Genomic DNA, 20,963 nt, shown 5'->3' with positions numbered 1-20,963 from the left:
ACAAATTAAGACTTAAAATGAAACGGATTTTACTAATTGTAGCTTTTACTGCATTAACTTACTCATCTTATTCCCAGTTATTAAACTATAATGAGTTAGGAATATTATTCTCTAAAGATGATAATTACGGAACAGCTCGTTTTGAAGCAATGAGTGGTGCATTCGGAGCTTTAGGCAGTGATATTTCTGCGATAGGAATTAACCCTGCGGGTGGAGCTATTGCAATAAACAATAAAATTTCTTTTACATTAGGAAATAGAAATACTGATTACAACAGTAATTACTATGGAAATACCACAAATTATCAAGATGACTACTTTAATATCTCACAAGTAGGTGGTGTTTTTGTTTTTGATACTGCTTATAATTCTGACTGGAATCGTTTTGCTTTCTCTTTTAACTACAGAATGAAAAAAGATTTTGATGGTTTTTATTCCGCTCAAGGAAATAGTAATCGTCTATTTTACAACGAACATTTTGCTGACACTAATGCAGTTCCAAACCAATTTGATGGTAGTATAGATCAATATATCTCTACAAGTACAAGCGGACAATCAAGCGTCTTTAATGTTGGTTTTTCAGCAGTTCATCAGGACAAATTGTTTGTAGGAGCATCTTTAAACTTCCATGACTTGGATTTAACTAGAATTTCATTTTTCAACGAAGTCAATGATGATGTTAATGGAAATGTTCTAGATGTCGAAAATTACACCGAAAGCTATATTCAAGGAAGTGGTTTTTCTTTAGGATTAGGGTTTATCTACAAGTTCAACCAAAACTTACGTTTAGGTTTAGCATATGAAACCCCAACTTGGTATCAAGAAGTGATTGAAGACTATTATGATGAGTTATACATGAATGCTGTTGAAGATTTAGATATTGATGAGTATATTGATATAATTGGTACCGAATCATTTTACTATAGTTTTAAATCACCAAGTAGAATTACTGCAAGTAGTGCTTATATTTTTGGTAAACAAGGATTAATTAGTGTAGATTATACATACAAAGACTACAAAAGCATTAAATACAGAGATGGAAATTTTGAACAAGAAAACTCTAATTTTAAAAATAATTACCGCAATACACAAGCTCTAAATATTGGTACTGAATGGCGTTTTGACAGAATGAGTGTACGTGGAGGATATCATTATGAAAAGGATCCGAACCTTGTAGCTGGTGGCAACACAAATAAAGACAATATTCGAGGTTTTTCTTTAGGTTTAGGTTACAGCTTCGGAAACACAAAATTCGACTTAGGGTATACCAATTCAGAAAATAAAGAGTTTTATAGTATTTATAATACAGGAGACTTAAATATTGATAATAACACTTCAAGAATTACAGGAACAATTACGTTTAACTTATAAATCTGAAAGAAAATATAAAAAAATCCCGCTAAATGCGGGATTTTTTTTATACCTAATAATCTCAGTTTTTTACCGTAATTTTGCCTTTCATTTACAGAACATGAACGAGATTAAAATAAACATACAAGAAACCGCTAACGAAACCATTATTAAGTTTGTAAGTAATTCAATTTTAATAAATGGAGGTAGTTACGAGTACAACAATATAGACGAAGCTAAAAACTCGCCTTTAGCACAACAACTTTTTTATTTACCTTTTGTAAAGAAGGTTTTTATCACTGCTAACTTTATTGCAATTCAACGATATGACATTGTAGCATGGAGTGATGTAGAAGAGGAAGTTCGTGAACAAATACAAGTCTATTTACAAGATGGTAACATGGTTGTAAAAGAAGAAACAGCTACTAAAAAGGATGCTGTTGAAGTGTATGCAGAAGTTACTCCCAACCCAGCAGTAATGAAGTTTGGAACCAACAAAGCATTAACACAAACAGATGTTGAGTACAAAAACATTGATGAGGCAAGCAAATCATCTCCTTTAGCATTAGCTATGTTTAACTTTCCTTTTGTTAAAGAAGTTTTTATATCTGAAAACTACATATCTATCACTAAATACGATATGGTTGAGTGGAATGATGTATACCAAGAAGTACGCACATTCATCCGTAGTTATATTCAAGATGGTAAAACCATTATTGCAGAACTTCCGAAGAAAGAAACAAAACAAAATGTTGAAATTCAGAAAGAAAATTTATCTGAGACTTCAGCAAAAATTGTAGATATTTTAGATGAATATATAAAACCTGCAGTAGCATCTGACGGTGGAAATATTGCATTTCAATCGTACGATGAAGAAACTAAACGTGTAAGTGTAATTTTACAAGGAGCATGTAGTGGGTGTCCATCATCAACAGCAACATTAAAAAATGGTATTGAAACCTTATTAAAGGATATGTTACCAAATCAAATTAACGAAGTAGTAGCAATCAATGGGTAAACAAGTAAAACCTTATAAGGATTCTAATTTAGGAAAAAAAGAGCAAGTTGCTCAAATGTTTGACAATATATCTGAAAATTACGATGGATTAAACCGTGTTATTTCTTTAGGTATTGATGTAAGCTGGCGTAAAAAAGTAGTTAAATTAGTAGGAGAAAACAATCCTAAACAAATATTAGATATTGCTACTGGAACAGGAGATCTAGCTTTAATGATGGCTAAATTAAACCCAGAACGCATTGTTGGTTTAGACATATCTGCAGGTATGTTAGAAGTTGGTAAACAAAAAATAGCCAAAGCTAATTTATCAGGCAAGATCGAAATGATTGTTGGCGATAGTGAAAACATGCCTTTTGAAGACAATACTTTTGACGCTATTACTGTATCTTTTGGTGTTCGTAATTTTGAAAACTTAGACAAAGGTTTAACTGAAATTTATCGTGTATTAAAGCCAGGAGGTAAATTTGTGGTTTTAGAAACTTCAAATCCGACCAAATTTCCTTTTAAACAAGGCTATAAATTGTATACAAATTTCTTTCTTCCTATAGTTGGAAAATTGTTTTCTAAAGATAAAGTTGCATATTCATATCTATCTGAAAGTGCAAATTCTTTTCCTTTTGGAAAAGCTTTCAACAATATTTTACAAAAAAATGGGTTTAAGAATGCAAAGAATTTACCAGTAACCTTTGGCGTTGCTACTATTTATTCATCAACAAAATAATATGCTTAAAAAAATCCTTCTTTTTAGTTTTTTTCTATTGATAATTAGTACTGTTTTTGCTCAAAAAGAGAAAATAGAAAACCTTCCTAATTTTGATAAACCACTATTCCATTATGGTTTTTATTTAGGTTTAAATGATAATAACTTTAAGATTGATTATAAACCAAGTAGTATTGCAAACCCTGATATTGAATCTTCTTCATCTATTGGTTTTAATGTTGGTTTAATTGCTGATTTAAGATTACACAAAAATATAAACCTCCGTTTTGAACCAGGCTTAATTTCCAACACAAAAACTCTTCGTTTCAAACATATTACTAATGAAGTAGAGGGAACAAGAGAAGATGTTGGTAATACTTACCTTCATTTACCCTTAGTATTTAAATTTAGTACAGATAGGCTTAATAATATTCGCCCATATGTTTTAGGCGGATTTTCTTACGACTATAACTTTTCTAGCAATGAAAGTAATGGAGATGATAATTTTGCTGGTCAATTCAGACAAAAATCAAGTAATTTAATGTACGAATTAGGTATTGGCATTGATTTATATTTGCCTTATTTTAAATTATCCCCTTCTATTCGCGGTCTTTTTGCTATTAATAATGAACTAAAGTACGATAACAGTTCACCAAGCCAATGGACAGACCCTATCAATTATATGGGGACAAGAGGTATATTTCTACACTTAGCTTTTGAATAGAAAAGAGTAACCGATAGCTCTTTTTTAGAATGATTCAACTATAACAGCTATCAGTACCTGACTCATTAATTTCTTCATATTCTTCTTTTATTTTTTCATAAAAAAAAGGATTACCATTGCTGGTAACCCTTAAAACTACGTTATGTAGTACTTTGATAGAAGTCCCCCGAAATCTACCGATTTATTGTTAATTATGTTTTTTTAGTAAAAAACCTAAATAATTATCAAATTCATCAAATTCTACAACAAATATAATTTTTTTTTGATATAAATATTATTTTTTCACAATTATTTTGTTGTCCACTATATCTTTAATCGGCACAACTATCAGCCCCTCATTAGTTCTCAATGTCAAACATATATTGTCTATAGCAATTACAACGCCTTCAATTTCACCAATTTTAATGTTAGATCCTATTTCTATATTCTTACGAGAATAATACCCAAAAAGCAGTCTACTTATTGCATCTCTTGCGCCTAATCCAAAAGCTATGGTAAACGCCAATAAAACAGACCCTATCAATAAAGTTAAATTACTTTTAATTACCGATGTATCTACACCTGCCTGATCTAGAGCTGTTATAGATAAAAAAATAACTATTAAATAAAAAGCAATATTTCCAACTAAATTTCCACCATTAATTTCTAATGATTTGAACATTGTTTGAATAGCTTTTTTTACCATTGTTCCTAAATAGGCTCCACCAACAAAAATACTGAGAGCTGTTATTAATTTTGGCAAATATGCAAAGAAGCTCTTTAATCCATCAGAAACAGTTGTTAATCCAAACATTTCTGAGCCTCCCATAATGAAAATCAATATCAAAAACCATTTTAACACCCCTAAAATAACCTTAGTAAAAACGATATTAATCGTTGTACTGCCAAAAATTTCAGTTTCACTCAATTTTTCTGACCACTGATCTATATTCGTTTTTGCTAAAATTTTTTTCACAACATAAAGGAATACTTTTATAAAAATCCATACAAAAATTACATAACCAATAAAGCCAGCCACTGTGGGTAAAGAATCTACAATATCATCTAAAATATCTTTAAATGGTTTCAAAAAATCTATTTGTAGTGCTATCATAATTATTTTGTTTAGTTAATTTTAATCTTCTTTTTCAGTTTCTGGTGTTCCTCCCCCCATAAATAAATCACCTAAAGTATTAGGATACTTAACCACAAATAAATCTGCCATATCTATGGTAAGTTTTATCATAGCAACATCATCAAGTACTTTTTTTCTAAGTACTTCTGGCAACTCTTCGCTATGTAATATTTTCTTAAATGGATTATCCATAACTAGATTAATTTATTATAGGCTGTAACTACCTTATCTTTTGCTCTTTTTAAACGCATTTTCACTGCGCTATCTCCAATATCTAAGACTTCTTTTATTTCTTTTATACTCATATCGTCTTGATACTTCATTAAAAGAATCATTTTATCTTCTGGATCTATTTTTGATAATGCTTTTGCTAACTTATCTGATTTTAATTCAAATAATGTTGAATCATCTATTTCATTGTCATCAATATCTTCATCTTTAATTACATCAGTAACTACAGTAACTTTTTCTTTCTTTTTAGCACTATTTCTTTGAACATAATTAACACAAAAATTATAAGTAAAAGAATATAGCCAAGTAGAGAACTTAGATCTACCCTTAAACATTCTTAATTTTATAAATAACTGAACAAAAACATCGTGTGCTAAATCTTGTGCCTCTTCTTTGTTCTTAGAAAAACCAAAACACTTATTGTATACTACACCAGCATACCTATCGTATAAAATAGCGAATAAATGAGTATCATTTTTCTCTACTATTTTACGAACCAGCTCTTCGTCAGTAAATTTTGTAGCGTCAATAGTTTTCAATAGTTTGTATTACTTACTAATTTGGTTGTTGTTGTTAGACACTTAATAAATTATGAGGTCACAGTTATTTAAACAACTAATTTAACATTTCTATTAGTCAAGAAAAAAAAAATTACAAAAAATAAAACTTTTTTGTAACATTTTCTTAAAACATAACGTATAAGTTAATGTAGGTCGAGTAATAATCATTAAAAATCACCTTTTAATTAGATGAGACAACTTAAGATTACAAAACAGGTTACTAATAGAGAAACCGCGTCGTTAGACAAATATTTACAGGAAATAGGAAAAGTAGATTTAATTACTGCAGATGAAGAAGTAGAATTAGCACAACGTATTAAAGCTGGAGATCAAAGAGCTTTAGAGAAATTAACAAAAGCTAATTTACGTTTCGTTGTATCGGTAGCTAAACAATATCAAAATCAAGGGTTAACATTACCAGATTTAATTAATGAAGGTAATTTAGGATTAATTAAAGCCGCTAAACGTTTCGATGAAACTCGTGGTTTTAAATTTATATCATATGCAGTATGGTGGATTCGTCAATCTATTTTACAAGCATTAGCAGAACAGTCTCGTATCGTTCGTTTACCATTAAACAAAATTGGTTCTATTAACAAAATCAATAAAATGTATGCTTTTTTAGAGCAAGAGAATGAGCGCCCACCAAGTGCTGAAGAAATTGCTAAGAAGTTAGACATGACGGTAAATGATGTAAAAGAATCGATGAAAAATTCTGGTCGTCATGTATCTATGGATGCACCTTTAATTGAAGGTGAAGATTCTAATTTATACGATGTATTAAATTCAGGTGAATCTCCAAATCCAGATAGAGTTTTACTACACGAATCTTTACGTATAGAAATTAATAGAGCTTTAGAAACTCTTACTCCACGTGAAGCTGATGTTGTTAAATTGTACTTTGGTTTAGGTGAACACCAACCAATGACTCTAGAAGAAATTGGAGAAACTTTCGATTTAACTCGTGAACGTGTTCGTCAAATTAAAGAAAAAGCAATTAGAAGATTAAAGCATACTTCTAGAAGTAAAATTTTAATGACTTATTTAGGATAGTAATCTCAGATTACTATAAGCATCTTATTCATGCTTAAAAACTAAAACATAAATATCTATTAAAAACTCTCGAATTAATTTCGAGAGTTTTCTTTTATATATAACTACTTTTGCTAAAACAAATCACAACACAACAACAAACAAATGAGTAATTTAATTGCACCTTCAATTTTAGCTGCCGATTTTGGCAATTTACAACGCGACGTAGAAATGGTAAACAATAGTGAAGCCGACTGGTTTCATATTGATATTATGGACGGCGTTTTTGTACCCAACATATCTTATGGTATGCCAGTTTTAAAAGCTATTAGCAAACACGCAACAAAAACTATCGATGTACATTTAATGATTGTAGATCCTGATAGATATATACAAACATTTGCAGATTTAGGAGCTGATATTTTAACAGTACACTACGAAGCTTGCACACACTTACACAGAACGATTCAAGCGATAAAAGCGGCAGGTATGAAAGCTGGAGTTGCTTTGAACCCACACACGCCAATTGCTGTATTAGAAGATATTATTACTGATTTAGACTTAGTGTTAATTATGAGCGTAAATCCTGGGTTTGGCGGACAGTCTTTCATTGAAAATACCTATAAAAAAGTTAGCCAGTTAAAACATTTAATCGAATTTTCTAAGTCTAATTGTCTAATCGAAATAGATGGTGGGGTTACGGACAAAAATGCAAATCAATTAATTGAAGCTGGTGCAAATGCATTGGTGGCAGGTAGTTTTGTTTTTAAAAGCGAAAACCCTACTGAAACTATTGCTAATTTGAAATCGATTTGTAATTAAGCATTCTTTCAATTTTATTATATAACAAAGGAAATTGTTGCTGTAAATCTTGTGGTATTTCAAAGAAATGCTCCATAATTACAGCAACAAATTCTAACTTATTTGTTAGAGCGTATTCTCTAAAGTAATTTGATTTCTTAATTTTTGTCAAGTTTTTCTCATCGTCTAAAAAAATAGAAATTTGTTTATAAGCCTTAAAAAAAATAGAAGCACTAATATCTTTTGATTTTTTACCATGGAAAGTTAAAGCATGAGTAAACTCATGAATCCCTAAGTTTAAATTATCATTGGTAATTACATCTCCTAACAAAAAATCTTCCCAAGAAAAAACAATCATTTTAAAGCCAGGATTAAATTCTCCTTTATGATATTGTTTTGTTATCATCGAATAAAAAGTACCTGGATAAATAACAATCTTATTAAATACTGATGTTACATGTCTTCTCATTCCGAAGGTTAACTTTACATAAGAACAAGCTATTAAAACCTTAACTTCTGGTGTAATGTCAAAATTTTCTCTTCCTATAAAATCATATTCTCTCATAAATATTGCTAATCTATGTTCGAAGTATGACTTATGTTTATCGCTTAAATCTTTATAAAAAGAAATATTCTCCTTTAAAAAATCTTTTTGTTGCCTCGATAATCTTTTCTTTATTGGGTAAAAGTGAACAAACAATGGTTTATTAAAAAAATAAGCATAACCAATATCGATACTATTAACTATAACACTAGCGCCTCCAACGAGAAAAGTAATAAGTTTAAAAATGTAAATATGTTTCATAAAATGATAAAAACTCGAAGTATTGCACTTCAAGTTTTTTATTTTTTAGTGACTCCGGAGGGATTATATAAAACCATTTAACTTATTGAAAATAAATATTTTAATAAATTTACTGGGTAGTAATTGGGTATTTTGTTTGTTTTTTACGTCTATTTTTTAATATTTCTTTCATCGTATTACAACTTCAATTATTTATAACCTCATTATTATAACGAAGTTAAAACTATATTTTTAAATAAAAATTTATGCTCAAATAAATAATTCAATAAAAATATGTATATTTAGTACAGTATTGATTTTAATGTATATTATTGTACTTTTGTAACAAATTTGCTATTATTGAGTCATTTAAAAAACAAGTCTGAATTTAATTTAGAAGCTGCAAGAGTATTAATAGATGAATATGATAATTTTGCCCCGAGTGTTCATTGTTCATACTTTGGGTGTTTTCAGTTTATTAAATCAAAATTGAATAAAATTGGTTTTTCATACGAAAAAATTGACAGTGATATTTCGATCTCTAGACAAAGTGCTGCCAGAACTTTGAATTCCCATGATTATCCAATTAAATTGATTCTAACTGAAGTTGAAAAAAAATCAGACATTATTTTCAGAAAAGGTGTAAAGGATAAAATTAACCTACTCAAAACTTATAGAGTATTGTCTGATTATAGAAATGAATCTGTTACGATGAAAAAAAGTAAAGAAGCATTAAGACTAAGTAAAGAGATTATAAAATTAATAAACACAAAACTTTAATGAAATCTATATATTTTTTAAAAAATAAACTTGAGGAATTATATAATGAGCTTTCATATTTAGAAATAAAGTATGAGTATCGTGATTATATTAACACTCATATTATAGAAGTTAAGCCTATTGAGTCTTTTTCTAATGACAAAAAATATGTTGTTAAACAAATTGGCTTAGAAGATATTTTTGAGGAGACATTCCCAGATGAAGAAATATTATTCATCTCCGACAATGTGTTAATTTCTATTGAAAATCCGATATTAGAATTAAGTGCTCTTAATGAAGAATGTGAATATCAACTTATAAATACACCTTTACCAGTTGATTATGTAATTGATAATTCGCCTAAATATGAATTTCACAATATTAATCTTATTAGTTTTGATATACCTATACCCAGAAGTAAATCCATTTGGGATAAAATTATACCAAAAAATAAAAAAGACTTTGATTATAATCAAAGTCTTTTTTATTTAAATTTGCACCATGACAGAAACAAAAAAAGCTTCTTTTACTTTAAAGAAATTTGCAGTACCTAATTTTTCTTATAATGAATCAAAAGAGAATCCAGAATTAAATTTATCTTTTGATGTGAGCGGAGAATATCAAAAAGCTGATGGGATATTTAATCTAATTCTTGACTTCAAAGGAAATAATGGTGATAATAACCAAAATGTTATTTCTGCTAAGGTTGTTGGAATTTTCAAATTTTCAGAAGTAATTGATTTAAAAGAAATTCCTGAATATTTTTACACAAATGCAATAGCTATTATTTTTCCTTATTTAAGATCATTTGTCAGCACTTTAACACTTCAAGCTAATACTGGTGTAATAATTTTAGAAACATTAAATTTAACAGGGTTAAAAAATGTTTTGAAAGAAAAGACTAAAACTATTTAAAATTACAACTTCCCACTTTATTTTTTTTGGTATTTTTTAGGGAAGTTTTTGATTTATTTTAATAATTCTCTCATAATATAGAAACTACAAAAAAAAGTAAAACACTAAAAACAAGATGTTTATAAATAAACAATAATCTTCAATTTTAGTGTTTTTTCTTTGGTGGCACCGGAGGGATTCGAACCCCCAACCCTCAGAGCCGAAATCTGATATTCTATCCAGTTGAACTACGGAGCCTTTTTTTATTATGTTAATTTTGCACGTACGATGCTTGATATTGTTTTTCCATCTGCTTGTCCTGCTAATTCTTGAGAAACAATTCCCATTACTTTTCCCATATCTTTCATACCTTCTGCATTTACTTTCGCAATCGTATCAACAACTACTTTCTCAATTTCTTCTTCAGATAATGCTGCAGGTAAAAATTGTTCTAAAACTTTTGCTTCAGCCAATTCTGGTTCTGCTAAATCATTACGGTTTTGGGCTACAAAAATAGCGGCACTATCTTTTCGTTGCTTTACTTGTTTTTGTACAATTTTCAACTCTTGCTCTTCTGTTATTTCTTCTGCTACTCCTGTTTCTGTTTTAGCTAACATAAAAGCAGATTTTAATGCTCTTAATGCAGTTAAAGCCACAGTATCTTTCGATTTCATAGCTTCTTTCATTTTATCCATTACTTCTTTTTGCAAACTCATCTTTTAAAATTTTGAAATTCAAATATACATATAAAAAAAACTTCTGATTTCTCAGAAGCTTTTATAAATCTCTTTTTTATTAATCTACATTATCATGTAAAAATGAATTATTAGAACGGAATTGAATATCATCATTGTCTGTACTCAAAGTAGTTTTCGTTTTACTAATTTGAGCATTCCCATCTAAATCCACTCCCAATCTTTTATATGCAGGTTGACGCTCAATTTCATCTATGTTCTTGTTCAATTGGTCATTAAACTTATAATTAAACCCTTTCATTTTATCACGACGCTCCTGTGCTCTTTTTTCTAATTCTGAAATAGTTAAACTCAAAGGAGAAACTTCTTGACTAGTCGTTTCTATTTGATTAATTTCCTCTTTAGTTTTTGTTCTTAGCTCTAATTGCAATTCTTCTTCTATTTCTTTTTTAACTGACGGAGTAGAACTTTTACCAATTGTTGGTTGCACTTCAAAATCTTCTAATACAAAACGAGTTTCAATTCTTGGTTTAACTTCTTCCGCTATAACTTCTATATTTTTTATTGCTTCTGTAGTATCAACCAATTTACTGTTTGGTTTGATCTCTTCGTAAGAATTTAGCGGTAAATCAAACAATAAATCTTGCTGAATTGGCTCCTCAACTAATTCTTCTTCTACAACTGGAGATGTCATATTTGTTATAATAAATTCTTCCTCAGAAACATTATTTACGTTAATTTCCTCATATACAACTTCAGTATTTTGAATAAAAGCCGTTGTTGGAACTAAATCTTGTTTAGGTTCATTTATCTCTTCTTCAAAGTCTAAAACATGTACAACTTTTTTATCTTCTTTAGAAGCTAAAGGTTCGTCAAAAGTTGGTGATTTAGAGATCGTTTTAGCATCAAAATTATAGGTTGCTTTTTGCTCATCTTCTAATGTATGAACAATTTTCTTAACCTCTGTGTTGGTTATAGTACTTTGTTGATCTGGAGCAAAACCAGTTGCAACCACTGTGACCGCAATACCATCTTCTAAAGACTCATCTTCACCAATTCCCATAATAATGTTTGCATCAAAACCTGCTTCAGTTTGAATGTAATCATTCACCTCACCTATTTCATCTAAAGTAACTTCATTTGTACCAGAAACTATTAATAATAAAACATTTTTTGCTCCTGTAATTTTATTATCGTTTAACAATGGAGAATCTAATGCTTTTACAATGGCATTTTTAGCTCTATTAGCTCCAGATTCTCTTGCAGACCCCATAATTGCAGTTCCACTATTAGAAAGAACTGTTTTAGCATCATGTAAATCGATGTTTTGCTTATAGTGATGTGTTATTACCTCTGCTATTCCTTTTGCTGCCGTTGCTAATACTTCATCTGCTTTAGAAAATCCTGCTTTAAAACCAAGATTCCCGTAAACTTCTCGCAACTTATTATTATTAATTACAATTAATGAATCTACATTTTTACGTAGTTCATCAATTCCTTCTTGAGCTTGTTTTGAGCGCATTCTCCCTTCAAACTGAAATGGCATTGTAACGATACCTACCGTTAAAATATCCATATCCTTTGCAATTTTAGCAATAATTGGCGCAGCTCCCGTACCTGTACCACCACCCATACCCGCAGTAATAAATACCATTTTGGTATGTGTACTCAACATTTGTTGAATGTCTTGAATACTTTCGGCTGCTGCTTGTGCCCCTACTTCTGGGTTTGCGCCTGCACCTAAACCAGATGTTAAGTGTGCTCCTAATTGAATTTTATTAGGAATTGGACTGTTTTCTAATGCTTGTGCATCGGTGTTACAAATTACGAAATCTACCCCGTGAATTTGTTTGCTAAACATGTGATTTACAGCATTACTCCCTCCCCCACCTACACCAATAACCTTAATTGCGTTCGATTGAGATTTTGGCATATCAAATGAAATGTTATCGAATTCTGCGCTCATAATAACTCTTCTTTTTTTAATTTTTAATTACTTTATATTGTCCTTTTTTTGGGGATTAATTAGGACTTATTTTATTCTGCATTATCTAAAAACTCTTTAAATCGTTCTGTAAATTTTTCGAAAAACGACTTATTTTTTGGTTTTTGTTGATATACTCTTTTTTCTTCTACTTTTTGATTATCATCTTCAACAACTATTTCTTCTTTTTCTTTAATTAAAACTTTTTCTTCAATAAAAGATTCTTTAGTTTGCTTATTTAATCCTTCCATTAACAAACCAACAGCAGTTGCATATGATGGACTAGATAAATTATCATCACTATCACCAGCTAAATGCTCGTTTGGATAACCAATTCTAGCATCCATTCCAGTAATATATTCTACCAACTGACGAAGGTGCTTTAATTGAGAACCACCACCTGTTAATACAATTCCTGCAATCAATTTTCCTTTTTGAGTTTCGTGTCCGTAGTTCTTAATCTCTAAATACACGTGTTCTATAATTTCTTGCACTCTTGCATGAATAATTTTTGAAAGATTTTTTAAAGTGATTTCTTTAGGTTCTCTTCCTCTTAATCCTGGAATCGAAACAATCTCTGTTTCCTTATTTTCTCCTGGCCATGCAGAACCAAATTTGACTTTTAATAATTCTGCTTGCTTCTCGATGATTGAACAACCTTCTTTAATATCTTCCGTAATTACATTTCCACCGAAAGGAATCACCGCTGTGTGACGAATAATTCCGTCTTTAAAAATGGCTAAATCTGTTGTACCACCTCCTATATCAATTAAAGCTACACCAGCCTCTTTTTCTTCTCTACTTAATACTGCGGAAGCTGATGCCAACGGCTCTAACGTAATATCTGCCAAATTTAAACCCGCACTTTTTACACATCTCCCAATATTTCTAATCGAGGAAACTTGACCAACTACTACATGAAAATTAGCCTCTAGTCTGCCACCATACATTCCTACTGGCTCTTTAATATCCGGTTGGCTATCTACTTTAAATTCCTGTGGCAATACATGAATAATTTCTTCTCCAGGAAGCATTACTAATTTATGTACTTGATTCACTAAATTATCAATATCATCAGCCTTTATAACTTCATCTGCATTTGATCGTGTAATATAATCGCTATGATGTAAACTACGAATGTGTTGTCCTGCAATACCCACAACAACATCATTTATTTTTTGACCCGATACACTTTCTGCCTCATCAACAGCTTGTTGAATCGATTGAATGGTTTGAGTAATATTATTTACCACACCTCGCTTTACACCTAAACTTTTCGCTTTACCAATACCAAGAACTTCTATTTTCCCGTATTCATTTTTGCGTCCAATCATGGCAACAATCTTGGTAGTACCAATGTCTAAACCAACTGCTATTTTATTGTTTTCCATCCTGATTTTGTTTTGTGCACACAACTTGGTTGTGATACTTTACATTTATTATTTTATAGTTATGAATTGTATTGTCTAACAAAGCTTTGTTATAAAACGCTTTCAATTTTTTAATTTTTTCATCAACTTCGATAAACTTTCCGAAATAAATTTTATAATCCCCACTTCGAACGTCAAAAACGTACTCATCGGTTTTTAATTTTTGCACGCCAACGACTTCTTTTTTCAAGAATTCATCTCTCGAAAACAACGTAACTAATTGCGTTATTTCTTTAATATCTTCAGAGGATTCTACACCTAAAATTAACGGAACTCTCGCCGAATAATTTGCTGACAAAGGAACTTTAACCCCATACTTATCAAGATAATACACTTCTTTTTTAGTGATTATACGCGCAAAAGGTTCCCGTTGTTTGATGTGTGTTTTTAACAATCCTTCTGGCGTTAAAAAAACAGAAGCTTTTTCTACATAAGGATTTACTGATACAATCTTTTCTAATTCATGTAAATCTATAACACTTTTTGGTTGATTTTTAACTGGTGCATTATTTTGTATTAACAATTTATTAACCGACTCATGTGTTAAAAAAGGATTCACTCCCGCTTCAAATTGCACTTCAATTCTTTCAACCTTTTTTTGTTGATTTCTATGTAAAGAAAAGCCATATAAAAACAACAACAATCCTACCAATAAAGGAAAAAGCAGATATGTTAATATTTTCTTCATTACAAATTATATTCTTTTTCTAATGCATCTTTAACATCATTAACTAACAAACCAATATCACCAGCACCCAACATAACTACAATTTTTGCAGAAGATTTGGAAACATTATTCACCAATCTTTCTTTGGTTGATAATTGTTTATTTTTTAAATCAATTTTATCTAATAACCAAGAGGAACTAACTCCTTTTATTGGCAACTCTCTTGCTGGATAAATGTCTAACAAAATAACCTCGTCAAACTTTGACAATGCTGCTGCAAACTCATCCGCAAAATCTCTAGTTCTGCTAAATAAATGTGGCTGAAATACTACCACTACTTTTTCTTTCGGATACATTTCTCGCACCGAATTCTCTACGGCATTTATTTCTGTTGGATGATGTGCATAATCATCAATTAAAACTACTTTGTCTGATTTTATCTTGTATGAAAATCTACGTTGTACACCTTTAAAAGTTGCTAAACGCTTTTTTATTTCCTCTAAGGAAATTCCATACACATCTGCCATAGCCAATGCTGCAAGCGCATTCATAATATTATGCTTCCCTGGTAAATTAAATTCAATATTTTTAATTACAGATGTTGGAGTTTGAACATCAAAATAGTAAGTTCCTTTATCTATTTTTAAATTAAATACTTTATAGCTTGCCTCTTCCTCAATCGCATAAGTTAATCCTTTTAACGGAATTCCTTTTGCTACAATTAGTGTATTAGAAACTTTATTAGAAAACTCTATAAACGATTGTTTTAGCGCTTCATGCTCACCATAAATATCTAAATGATCTGCATCCATAGAGGTTATACATGCAATATTTGGTGATAACTGTAAAAATGAACGATCGAACTCATCCGCTTCAACAACAGAAACTTTGTCTTCTCCTAGGATTAAATTTGAATTATAATTTTCTGCTATACCTCCTAAAAAAGCTGTTGCTTTTGAAGGCTGCATAATATGACCTAAAATAGATGACGTTGTTGTTTTACCATGAGTTCCTGCGACAGCCAAACAAAAGGTGCTTTCGGTAATTCTTCCTAAAATTTCTGCACGCTTTAAAACAGTAAAGTTATTTTGAATGAAATAATTTAATTCTGAATGACCTTTAGGTACCGCAGGTGTATACACTACCAAAGTGTTTTCTTTATCTAAGAATGAAATAGGGATGTTTTTAACATCATCTTCGAAGTGAATTTCTATATCAATATTTTGTAACCCTTCTGTAATGGATGACGGTGTTTTATCATAACCCGCAACCTTTTTACCGTTTACAGAAAAATAACGAGCAATAGCGCTCATACCGATGCCACCGATACCTACAAAATAAATACTATGTATCTTATTTAAATTCACTAACTAATTAATTTTTCTATCTCGTTTACAATATCACTTGTGGCATTAGGTAGTGCCAATCCTTTAATATTTTCTGACAGACTTTCTTGTTTACCCTTATCTTTCACCAATGTTTCAAATACAATCGGAAAAGTATCTAACTCACTTTCTTTAATCATTAAAGCCGCATGTTTGTCTACGATAGATTTTGCATTTTTTGTTTGATGGTCTTCTGCTACATTAGGCGATGGTATAAAAATGGTTGGCTTACCAACAATACAAAGTTCTGACACCGAACTTGCTCCTGCACGCGAAACAATAAAATCTGCAGCTGCATACGCATAATCCATTCGATTTAAAAATTCATGTACTTGTACATTCTCTAACTTATTATACTTTTTATATTCTTCAAAATATAATTTTCCGCATTGCCATATAATCTGAACTCCTTGCTTCTTAAAAAAGTCTAATTGAGTTTCTATTAATTGATTTACTTTTCTTGCTCCTAAACTTCCTCCAATAATTAATACCGTTTTCTTTTTAGCGTCCAGCTTAAAAAAATCTTTTCCATCCTTATCTTTCGAATGAATAAATAATAAATCCTGTCGTACAGGGTTTCCTGTTTTTATAATTTTATTCGAAGAAAAAAAACGTTCTAAGTTATCGTATGCCACACATATTTTTCCTGCTTTTTTTGCTAATAATTTATTCGTAATTCCTGGATATGAATTTTGCTCTTGAATTAATGTCGGAATTCCTTTTTTATTCGCCATCATCAATGTTGGTCCGCTTGCAAATCCTCCAGTTCCAATAGCAACATCTGGTTTAAACTTATTTATAATCTTATTAGCACTCCACAAGCTACTCATCAGCTTAAAAGGAAACATCAAATTACTTAATGTTAATTTTCTTTGAATTCCTGAAATCCACAACCCTTTAATTTCATATCCCGCTTGTGGAACTTTCTCCATCTCCATTTTATCTTTTGCTCCAACAAATAAAATTTCTGCTCCCGAGTAACGTAACTTTATTTCGTTCGCAATAGCAATTGCCGGATATATATGTCCGCCAGTTCCTCCTCCACTTATAATAACATTAATCGATTGCTTCATGTAAAATATCTAAAGGGTTATCATCTAAAATTGTTTCTTCTGTCTCATTTTTAGACGCGCTTACACTCAAAATCATACCCAATGCAAAACACGTCATCCAAATGGAAGTTCCTCCACTACTAATAAGCGGCAATGTTTGTCCTGTTACAGGAAATAAATTCACTGCCACAGCCATATTTATCATCGCTTGAAAAATAATTGGCAGCCCAACACCCACCACTAACAATGTTGCAAAAATGGTAGTTGATTTTTTTGCTGTTATTAAAATCCTGAAAAGCAATAAAAAGTATATAAAAATCACCATTAAAGCTCCCATTAAACCATATTCTTCTATAATAATTGCATAAATAAAATCGGATGAAGACTGTGGTAAAAAGTTCTTTTGAACACTTTTTCCTGGTCCTTTTCCTGCTACACCTCCTGTTGCAATAGCTATCTTAGCTTTTTCTACTTGATAATTTTCTGCCCCGTCAGAATTACTAAAATTTTCAATTCTACTTTGCCACGTGTTTATACGATTTGGCATTGCATCTGGAAAAGCCTTAGCTACTAAAACAAAAAAAGCCAAAGAAAATACTCCCATACCTACTATATAGCCTATATATTTTAAAGGATAACCACCTATAAAAGTCAACAATAAAATCATACTAAACATTATTGCTGTTGTAGAAAAGTTCGCAGGTAAAATCAATATTAAAATCACCCCTACAGGTAACCATAACTGAAATAAACTTTCTTTAAATAGAATTTCCTTTTCTTTATTTTTAGCTAAGTATCTGGCCACATACACCATCAATACCAAACCTGCTAAGGTTGATGTTTGAAACCCAACTCCCACAAACGGAATATGTATCCACCTACTTGCATTTGCTCCTCCAATCGTTGTTCCTTGAGCTATGGTTATAATCAATAATAAAACAACAATAGGTAAGAATAGGACAGAGCCACCACTAAAATAACGATACGGTATTTTATGTGTCCCATAAATAATTAGAAAACCAACAATTAACAACACAATGTGTTTTATTAAATAACCAAATGTAGACCCATTACCCACAACATATACCAAGTTTGTGCTAGCACTATATACTGGCATAAATGAAAATATTGCTAAAACGGTAACTATTGCCCAAATAGCTCTATCTCCTTTTATATGTTGAAAAATATGTTTCATTTTAGATTTATAAAACTTTGTTTATTTTTTAAATATTTCTAACAGCTTCTTTAAATTTTCGCCCTCTATCTTCATAATTTTCAAACAAATCGAAACTTGCACATGCTGGCGACAACAATACTGCATCACCTTTTTGCGCAATTTTATGAGCTACTTTTACAGCTTCTTCTGCACCAGCTGTTTCAACAATTATATCCACTACGTTTTGAAATGTTTCTATAATTTTTTGGTTATCTAAACCCAGACACACTATTGCTTTTACTTTTTCACGAACTAGCGGCATCAAATCTGAATAATCATTCCCTTTATCAACTCCCCCAACAATCCATATTGTAGGGTTATCCATACATTCTAAAGCATAAAATGTTGCATTTACATTTGTTGCTTTACTATCATTTATATATTCAACACCGTTCACCTTTAACACTTTTTCTAAACGATGTTCTGCTCCCTCAAAATCAGATAAGCTCTCAGCAATTGTTTGGTTTCTTACCTTCAATAATTGTGAGGCTAACGTAGATGCCATTGCATTTTTCGTATTGTGCTTACCTTGTAATGTTAGTTTAGAAATACTCATTATATATTCTTCTGTATTTAATCTCGTTATTATTTTATCTCCTTTTAAAAAAGCTCCGTATTCTAATTTTTTCTCAATTGAAAATGGAACTAATTTTGCTTTTATCGGGTTCTTTTTGATCCAATTATTAATCACTTCATCATCTGCATCATATATCAAAAAATCTTCCTTTGTTTGATTTTTTGTAATCCTGAATTTTGAAGCTATGTATTTTTCAAAATCATATTCATATCGGTCTAAATGATCGGGTGTTATATTGGTAATTATCGCAATATGAGGTCTAAAATTCTCTATTCCATCTAATTGAAAACTACTCAACTCTAACACATAACCATCGTACGATTTTTCTGCTACTTGTTGTGCAAAACTATCTCCTATATTTCCACCAACTCCAATATTCAACCCCGCCTTTTTTAAAATATGATGCGTTAACATTGTGGTGGTTGTTTTACCGTTTGACCCTGTAATTCCTATAATTATTGCCTCTGTATACTCTGACGCAAATTCTATTTCAGAAATAACTTTTATTCCTTTTGAAATCAGCTCTTGAATCAACTTAACTTTGTCAGGGATTCCTGGACTTTTCATAACCACATCAGCATTGAATATTTTATTTTCTGTATGCTGATTTTCCTCAAAATCAATCCTCTTCTGTATAAGAACTTTTTTATATTTTTCCGCTATATTTCCTTTGTCTGAAACAAAGACTTCATAACCTTTTTGTTTTCCTAGAATCGCAGTTCCTATACCGCTCTCTCCACCCCCAAGAATCACCAATCGTTTCATTATCTCAACTTAAGAGTTACGATTGCCAATACTGCTAATAGAATTCCTACAATCCAAAAACGGGTTACAATTTTACTTTCATGATACTTTAACTTTTGATAATGATGATGTAGTGGTGACATTTTAAAAATGCGTCGCCCTTCACCATATTTATTTTTTGTGTATTTGAAATATCCTACCTGCAACACCACTGATAAATTTTCAACAACAAAAATTCCGGCCAGCACAGGTAACAATAATTCTTTTCGAATAGCAATGGCAATTACCGCTATGATACCTCCAATTGTCAAACTTCCTGTATCTCCCATAAAAACTTGCGCAGGAAATGTATTATACCACAAAAAACCTATTAATGCTCCTGCAAATGCTAAAATAAACACCACCATTTCTCCAGACTTCGGGATGTACATTACATCTAAATAATCAGCAAAAATGATATTCCCAGAAACCCAAGCAAAAACTGCCAGAGCCACTACCATTATTGCAGATGAACCCGCTGCCAAACCATCTATACCATCCGTTAAATTAGCTCCGTTTGATACCGCCGTGATGATAAAAATTACAACTGGAATGAAAATCAACCAAGCATAATCTTCATAATCATCTCCTAAAAAACTCACCGCTTTAGCGTAGTCTAACTCATTATCTTTTAAAAAAGGAACTGTCGTTTTCATCGATTTATGCTCATCTCCAAATACTTTTATTTTTCCATCTTGCTGAACAATTTGTTCCCCTTTTGGTAATTGCTCTTTTATAATTACATCTGGATGAAAATAAAGCATAGACCCAACTATTAATCCTAATCCTACCTGACCAACTACTTTAAAAATTCCTTTTAAGCCTGCTTTATCTTTCTTAAATACTTTTATGTAATCATCAGCAAAACCAATTAGCCCCATCCAAACAGTAGTTATCAATAAAATAATGATGTAAATATTTTCTAACCTAGCTAATAATAACACAGGAATTAAAGTCGCCATAATAATAATAACTCCTCCCATTGTTGGTGTTCCTGCTTTCTGTACTTGCCCTACCAAACCTAAATCCCGAATACTTTCTCCAACCTGTTGCTTTTGTAAATAGTTGATAATTCTTTTACCAAACACCATTGAAATCAACAAGGATAAAATGAATGCCATTGCCGAACGAAATGTGATAAACTGAAACACACTCGCTCCTGTTAAATGAAATTCATTTTCTAAATATTGAAATAAATAATACAGCAT

22 protein-coding genes and 1 tRNA gene are annotated in these 20,963 nt (G+C 30.8%); 9 read left to right on the top strand and 14 right to left on the bottom strand.

The features are described from left to right. The first annotated feature begins 17 nt into the window (after nucleotides 1-17). The 4 genes from C7447_RS05105 to porT all read left to right on the top strand — a co-directional run bounded on the left by C7447_RS05105 (nucleotide 18) and on the right by porT (nucleotide 3,791). On the top strand, nucleotides 18-1,370 hold the full coding sequence (locus C7447_RS05105; protein ID WP_148869395.1) for an OmpP1/FadL family transporter: 1,353 nt from the start codon (nucleotides 18-20) through the stop codon (nucleotides 1,368-1,370). Nucleotides 1,371-1,470: 100 nt separating this feature from the next. Next, on the top strand, nucleotides 1,471-2,367 hold the full coding sequence (locus C7447_RS05100; RefSeq protein WP_148869393.1) for a NifU family protein: 897 nt from the start codon (nucleotides 1,471-1,473) through the stop codon (nucleotides 2,365-2,367). Next, the gene (ubiE, locus tag C7447_RS05095) at nucleotides 2,360-3,088 is read left to right on the top strand and encodes a bifunctional demethylmenaquinone methyltransferase/2-methoxy-6-polyprenyl-1,4-benzoquinol methylase UbiE (RefSeq protein ID WP_148869391.1); all 729 of its coding nucleotides are present in this window, start codon (nucleotides 2,360-2,362) and stop codon (nucleotides 3,086-3,088) included. The genes C7447_RS05100 and ubiE overlap by 8 nt, the downstream gene beginning before the upstream one ends. Nucleotide 3,089: 1 nt before the next feature. Then, a complete protein-coding gene (porT, locus tag C7447_RS05090) occupies nucleotides 3,090-3,791 on the top strand; it encodes a type IX secretion/gliding motility protein PorT/SprT (protein WP_148869389.1) in 702 nt (233 codons plus the stop codon). A 274-nt stretch (nucleotides 3,792-4,065) separates the two neighbouring features. Here porT and C7447_RS05085 read toward each other — a convergent pair whose 3' ends face one another. From C7447_RS05085 to C7447_RS05075, 3 genes are read right to left on the bottom strand one after another with little or no spacing between them, the layout of a single operon-like run. Continuing rightward, entirely contained in the window at nucleotides 4,066-4,884 is an 819-nt protein-coding gene (locus C7447_RS05085; protein ID WP_148869387.1) for a mechanosensitive ion channel family protein, read from the bottom strand. A 21-nt stretch (nucleotides 4,885-4,905) separates the two neighbouring features. Continuing rightward, a complete protein-coding gene (locus C7447_RS05080) occupies nucleotides 4,906-5,097 on the bottom strand; it encodes a hypothetical protein (protein WP_148869385.1) in 192 nt (63 codons plus the stop codon). 2 nt (nucleotides 5,098-5,099) lie between these two features. Beyond that, a complete protein-coding gene (locus C7447_RS05075; protein ID WP_148869373.1) occupies nucleotides 5,100-5,675 on the bottom strand; it encodes an RNA polymerase sigma factor in 576 nt (191 codons plus the stop codon). A 210-nt stretch (nucleotides 5,676-5,885) separates the two neighbouring features. On the opposite strand from C7447_RS05075, the gene C7447_RS05070 reads away from it, so the two are divergent. Together C7447_RS05070 and rpe are read left to right on the top strand one after the other, a co-directional pair. Next, nucleotides 5,886-6,749: a sigma-70 family RNA polymerase sigma factor gene (locus C7447_RS05070; protein WP_148869371.1), complete on the top strand. Its 864-nt coding sequence runs from the start codon at nucleotides 5,886-5,888 to the stop codon at nucleotides 6,747-6,749. A 144-nt stretch (nucleotides 6,750-6,893) separates the two neighbouring features. Further along, the gene (rpe, locus tag C7447_RS05065) at nucleotides 6,894-7,550 is read left to right on the top strand and encodes a ribulose-phosphate 3-epimerase (protein WP_148869369.1); all 657 of its coding nucleotides are present in this window, start codon (nucleotides 6,894-6,896) and stop codon (nucleotides 7,548-7,550) included. On the opposite strand, the gene C7447_RS05060 is transcribed toward rpe, so the two are convergent. Next, a complete protein-coding gene (locus C7447_RS05060; protein WP_148869367.1) occupies nucleotides 7,525-8,334 on the bottom strand; it encodes a zinc-dependent peptidase in 810 nt (269 codons plus the stop codon). The two genes, rpe and C7447_RS05060, sit on opposite strands and share 26 nt — an antisense overlap. Before the next feature lie 339 nt (nucleotides 8,335-8,673). Here C7447_RS05060 and C7447_RS05055 point away from each other — a divergent pair, with 339 nt between their 5' ends. The 3 genes from C7447_RS05055 to C7447_RS05045 are packed head-to-tail and all read left to right on the top strand — an operon-like array spanning nucleotide 8,674 to nucleotide 9,987. After that, nucleotides 8,674-9,093, top strand: a complete 420-nt coding sequence (locus C7447_RS05055) for a hypothetical protein (RefSeq protein WP_148869365.1) — start codon at nucleotides 8,674-8,676, stop codon at nucleotides 9,091-9,093. Further along, entirely contained in the window at nucleotides 9,093-9,626 is a 534-nt protein-coding gene (locus C7447_RS05050) for a hypothetical protein (protein WP_148869364.1), read from the top strand. Before C7447_RS05055 ends, C7447_RS05050 begins: the two co-directional genes overlap by 1 nt. Further along, entirely contained in the window at nucleotides 9,574-9,987 is a 414-nt protein-coding gene (locus C7447_RS05045) for a protein-export chaperone SecB (RefSeq protein WP_148869362.1), read from the top strand. The genes C7447_RS05050 and C7447_RS05045 overlap by 53 nt, the downstream gene beginning before the upstream one ends. A gap of 160 nt (nucleotides 9,988-10,147) precedes the next feature. On the opposite strand, the gene C7447_RS05040 is transcribed toward C7447_RS05045, so the two are convergent. The 10 genes from C7447_RS05040 to mraY form a co-directional block, all read right to left on the bottom strand. Beyond that, nucleotides 10,148-10,224, bottom strand: a tRNA-Arg gene (locus tag C7447_RS05040). Nucleotides 10,225-10,232: 8 nt separating this feature from the next. Further along, nucleotides 10,233-10,682, bottom strand: coding sequence for a GatB/YqeY domain-containing protein (locus C7447_RS05035; protein WP_148869360.1), 450 nt, complete (start codon nucleotides 10,680-10,682; stop codon nucleotides 10,233-10,235). 79 nt (nucleotides 10,683-10,761) lie between these two features. Next, nucleotides 10,762-12,627, bottom strand: a complete 1,866-nt coding sequence (gene ftsZ, locus C7447_RS05030) for a cell division protein FtsZ (protein ID WP_148869358.1) — start codon at nucleotides 12,625-12,627, stop codon at nucleotides 10,762-10,764. Nucleotides 12,628-12,698: 71 nt separating this feature from the next. Then, complete coding sequence (ftsA, locus tag C7447_RS05025; RefSeq protein ID WP_148869356.1) at nucleotides 12,699-14,036, bottom strand: cell division protein FtsA; 1,338 nt, start codon at nucleotides 14,034-14,036, stop codon at nucleotides 12,699-12,701. Then, nucleotides 14,023-14,763, bottom strand: a complete 741-nt coding sequence (locus C7447_RS05020) for a cell division protein FtsQ/DivIB (protein ID WP_148869354.1) — start codon at nucleotides 14,761-14,763, stop codon at nucleotides 14,023-14,025. The genes ftsA and C7447_RS05020 overlap by 14 nt, the downstream gene beginning before the upstream one ends. Beyond that, a complete protein-coding gene (gene murC / locus C7447_RS05015; protein ID WP_148869352.1) occupies nucleotides 14,763-16,109 on the bottom strand; it encodes a UDP-N-acetylmuramate--L-alanine ligase in 1,347 nt (448 codons plus the stop codon). The genes C7447_RS05020 and murC overlap by 1 nt, the downstream gene beginning before the upstream one ends. Continuing rightward, nucleotides 16,109-17,200 carry an undecaprenyldiphospho-muramoylpentapeptide beta-N-acetylglucosaminyltransferase gene (gene murG / locus C7447_RS05010; RefSeq protein ID WP_148869350.1) on the bottom strand — a complete coding sequence of 364 codons (1,092 nt, stop codon included), beginning with the start codon at nucleotides 17,198-17,200 and terminating at the stop codon, nucleotides 16,109-16,111. The genes murC and murG overlap by 1 nt, the downstream gene beginning before the upstream one ends. Then, entirely contained in the window at nucleotides 17,184-18,374 is a 1,191-nt protein-coding gene (locus tag C7447_RS05005; RefSeq protein WP_148869348.1) for an FtsW/RodA/SpoVE family cell cycle protein, read from the bottom strand. Before C7447_RS05005 ends, murG begins: the two co-directional genes overlap by 17 nt. A 28-nt stretch (nucleotides 18,375-18,402) precedes the next feature. Then, nucleotides 18,403-19,737 (bottom strand): UDP-N-acetylmuramoyl-L-alanine--D-glutamate ligase, encoded by a 1,335-nt coding sequence (gene murD / locus C7447_RS05000; RefSeq protein ID WP_148869346.1) that lies wholly within the window; start codon nucleotides 19,735-19,737, stop codon nucleotides 18,403-18,405. Beyond that, nucleotides 19,737-20,963, bottom strand: a complete 1,227-nt coding sequence (mraY, locus tag C7447_RS04995; RefSeq protein ID WP_148869344.1) for a phospho-N-acetylmuramoyl-pentapeptide-transferase — start codon at nucleotides 20,961-20,963, stop codon at nucleotides 19,737-19,739. The genes murD and mraY overlap by 1 nt, the downstream gene beginning before the upstream one ends.

The organism is Tenacibaculum adriaticum (assembly GCF_008124875.1).
GTDB classification, from domain to species: domain Bacteria; phylum Bacteroidota; class Bacteroidia; order Flavobacteriales; family Flavobacteriaceae; genus Polaribacter; species Polaribacter adriaticus.
This window is presented reverse-complemented; position numbering and strand designations above follow the sequence as displayed.

Excerpts from the sequence above, each read along its gene's own strand:
- C7447_RS05105 (WP_148869395.1), top strand. The coding sequence starts at position 18 with ATGAAACGGATTTTACTAATTGTAGCTTTTACTGCATTAACTTACTCA.
- C7447_RS05100 (WP_148869393.1), top strand. The coding sequence starts at position 1,471 with ATGAACGAGATTAAAATAAACATACAAGAAACCGCTAACGAAACCATT.
- ubiE (WP_148869391.1), top strand. The coding sequence starts at position 2,360 with ATGGGTAAACAAGTAAAACCTTATAAGGATTCTAATTTAGGAAAAAAA.
- porT (WP_148869389.1), top strand. The coding sequence starts at position 3,090 with ATGCTTAAAAAAATCCTTCTTTTTAGTTTTTTTCTATTGATAATTAGT.
- C7447_RS05085 (WP_148869387.1), bottom strand. The coding sequence starts at position 4,884 with ATGATAGCACTACAAATAGATTTTTTGAAACCATTTAAAGATATTTTA.
- C7447_RS05080 (WP_148869385.1), bottom strand. The coding sequence starts at position 5,097 with ATGGATAATCCATTTAAGAAAATATTACATAGCGAAGAGTTGCCAGAA.
- C7447_RS05070 (WP_148869371.1), top strand. The coding sequence starts at position 5,886 with ATGAGACAACTTAAGATTACAAAACAGGTTACTAATAGAGAAACCGCG.
- rpe (WP_148869369.1), top strand. The coding sequence starts at position 6,894 with ATGAGTAATTTAATTGCACCTTCAATTTTAGCTGCCGATTTTGGCAAT.
- C7447_RS05060 (WP_148869367.1), bottom strand. The coding sequence starts at position 8,334 with ATGAAACATATTTACATTTTTAAACTTATTACTTTTCTCGTTGGAGGC.
- C7447_RS05050 (WP_148869364.1), top strand. The coding sequence starts at position 9,093 with ATGAAATCTATATATTTTTTAAAAAATAAACTTGAGGAATTATATAAT.
- C7447_RS05045 (WP_148869362.1), top strand. The coding sequence starts at position 9,574 with ATGACAGAAACAAAAAAAGCTTCTTTTACTTTAAAGAAATTTGCAGTA.
- C7447_RS05035 (WP_148869360.1), bottom strand. The coding sequence starts at position 10,682 with ATGAGTTTGCAAAAAGAAGTAATGGATAAAATGAAAGAAGCTATGAAA.
- ftsZ (WP_148869358.1), bottom strand. The coding sequence starts at position 12,627 with ATGAGCGCAGAATTCGATAACATTTCATTTGATATGCCAAAATCTCAA.
- ftsA (WP_148869356.1), bottom strand. The coding sequence starts at position 14,036 with ATGGAAAACAATAAAATAGCAGTTGGTTTAGACATTGGTACTACCAAG.
- C7447_RS05020 (WP_148869354.1), bottom strand. The coding sequence starts at position 14,763 with ATGAAGAAAATATTAACATATCTGCTTTTTCCTTTATTGGTAGGATTG.
- murG (WP_148869350.1), bottom strand. The coding sequence starts at position 17,200 with ATGAAGCAATCGATTAATGTTATTATAAGTGGAGGAGGAACTGGCGGA.
- C7447_RS05005 (WP_148869348.1), bottom strand. The coding sequence starts at position 18,374 with ATGAAACATATTTTTCAACATATAAAAGGAGATAGAGCTATTTGGGCA.
- murD (WP_148869346.1), bottom strand. The coding sequence starts at position 19,737 with ATGAAACGATTGGTGATTCTTGGGGGTGGAGAGAGCGGTATAGGAACT.
- mraY (WP_148869344.1), bottom strand. The coding sequence starts at position 20,963 with ATGCTGTATTATTTATTTCAATATTTAGAAAATGAATTTCATTTAACA.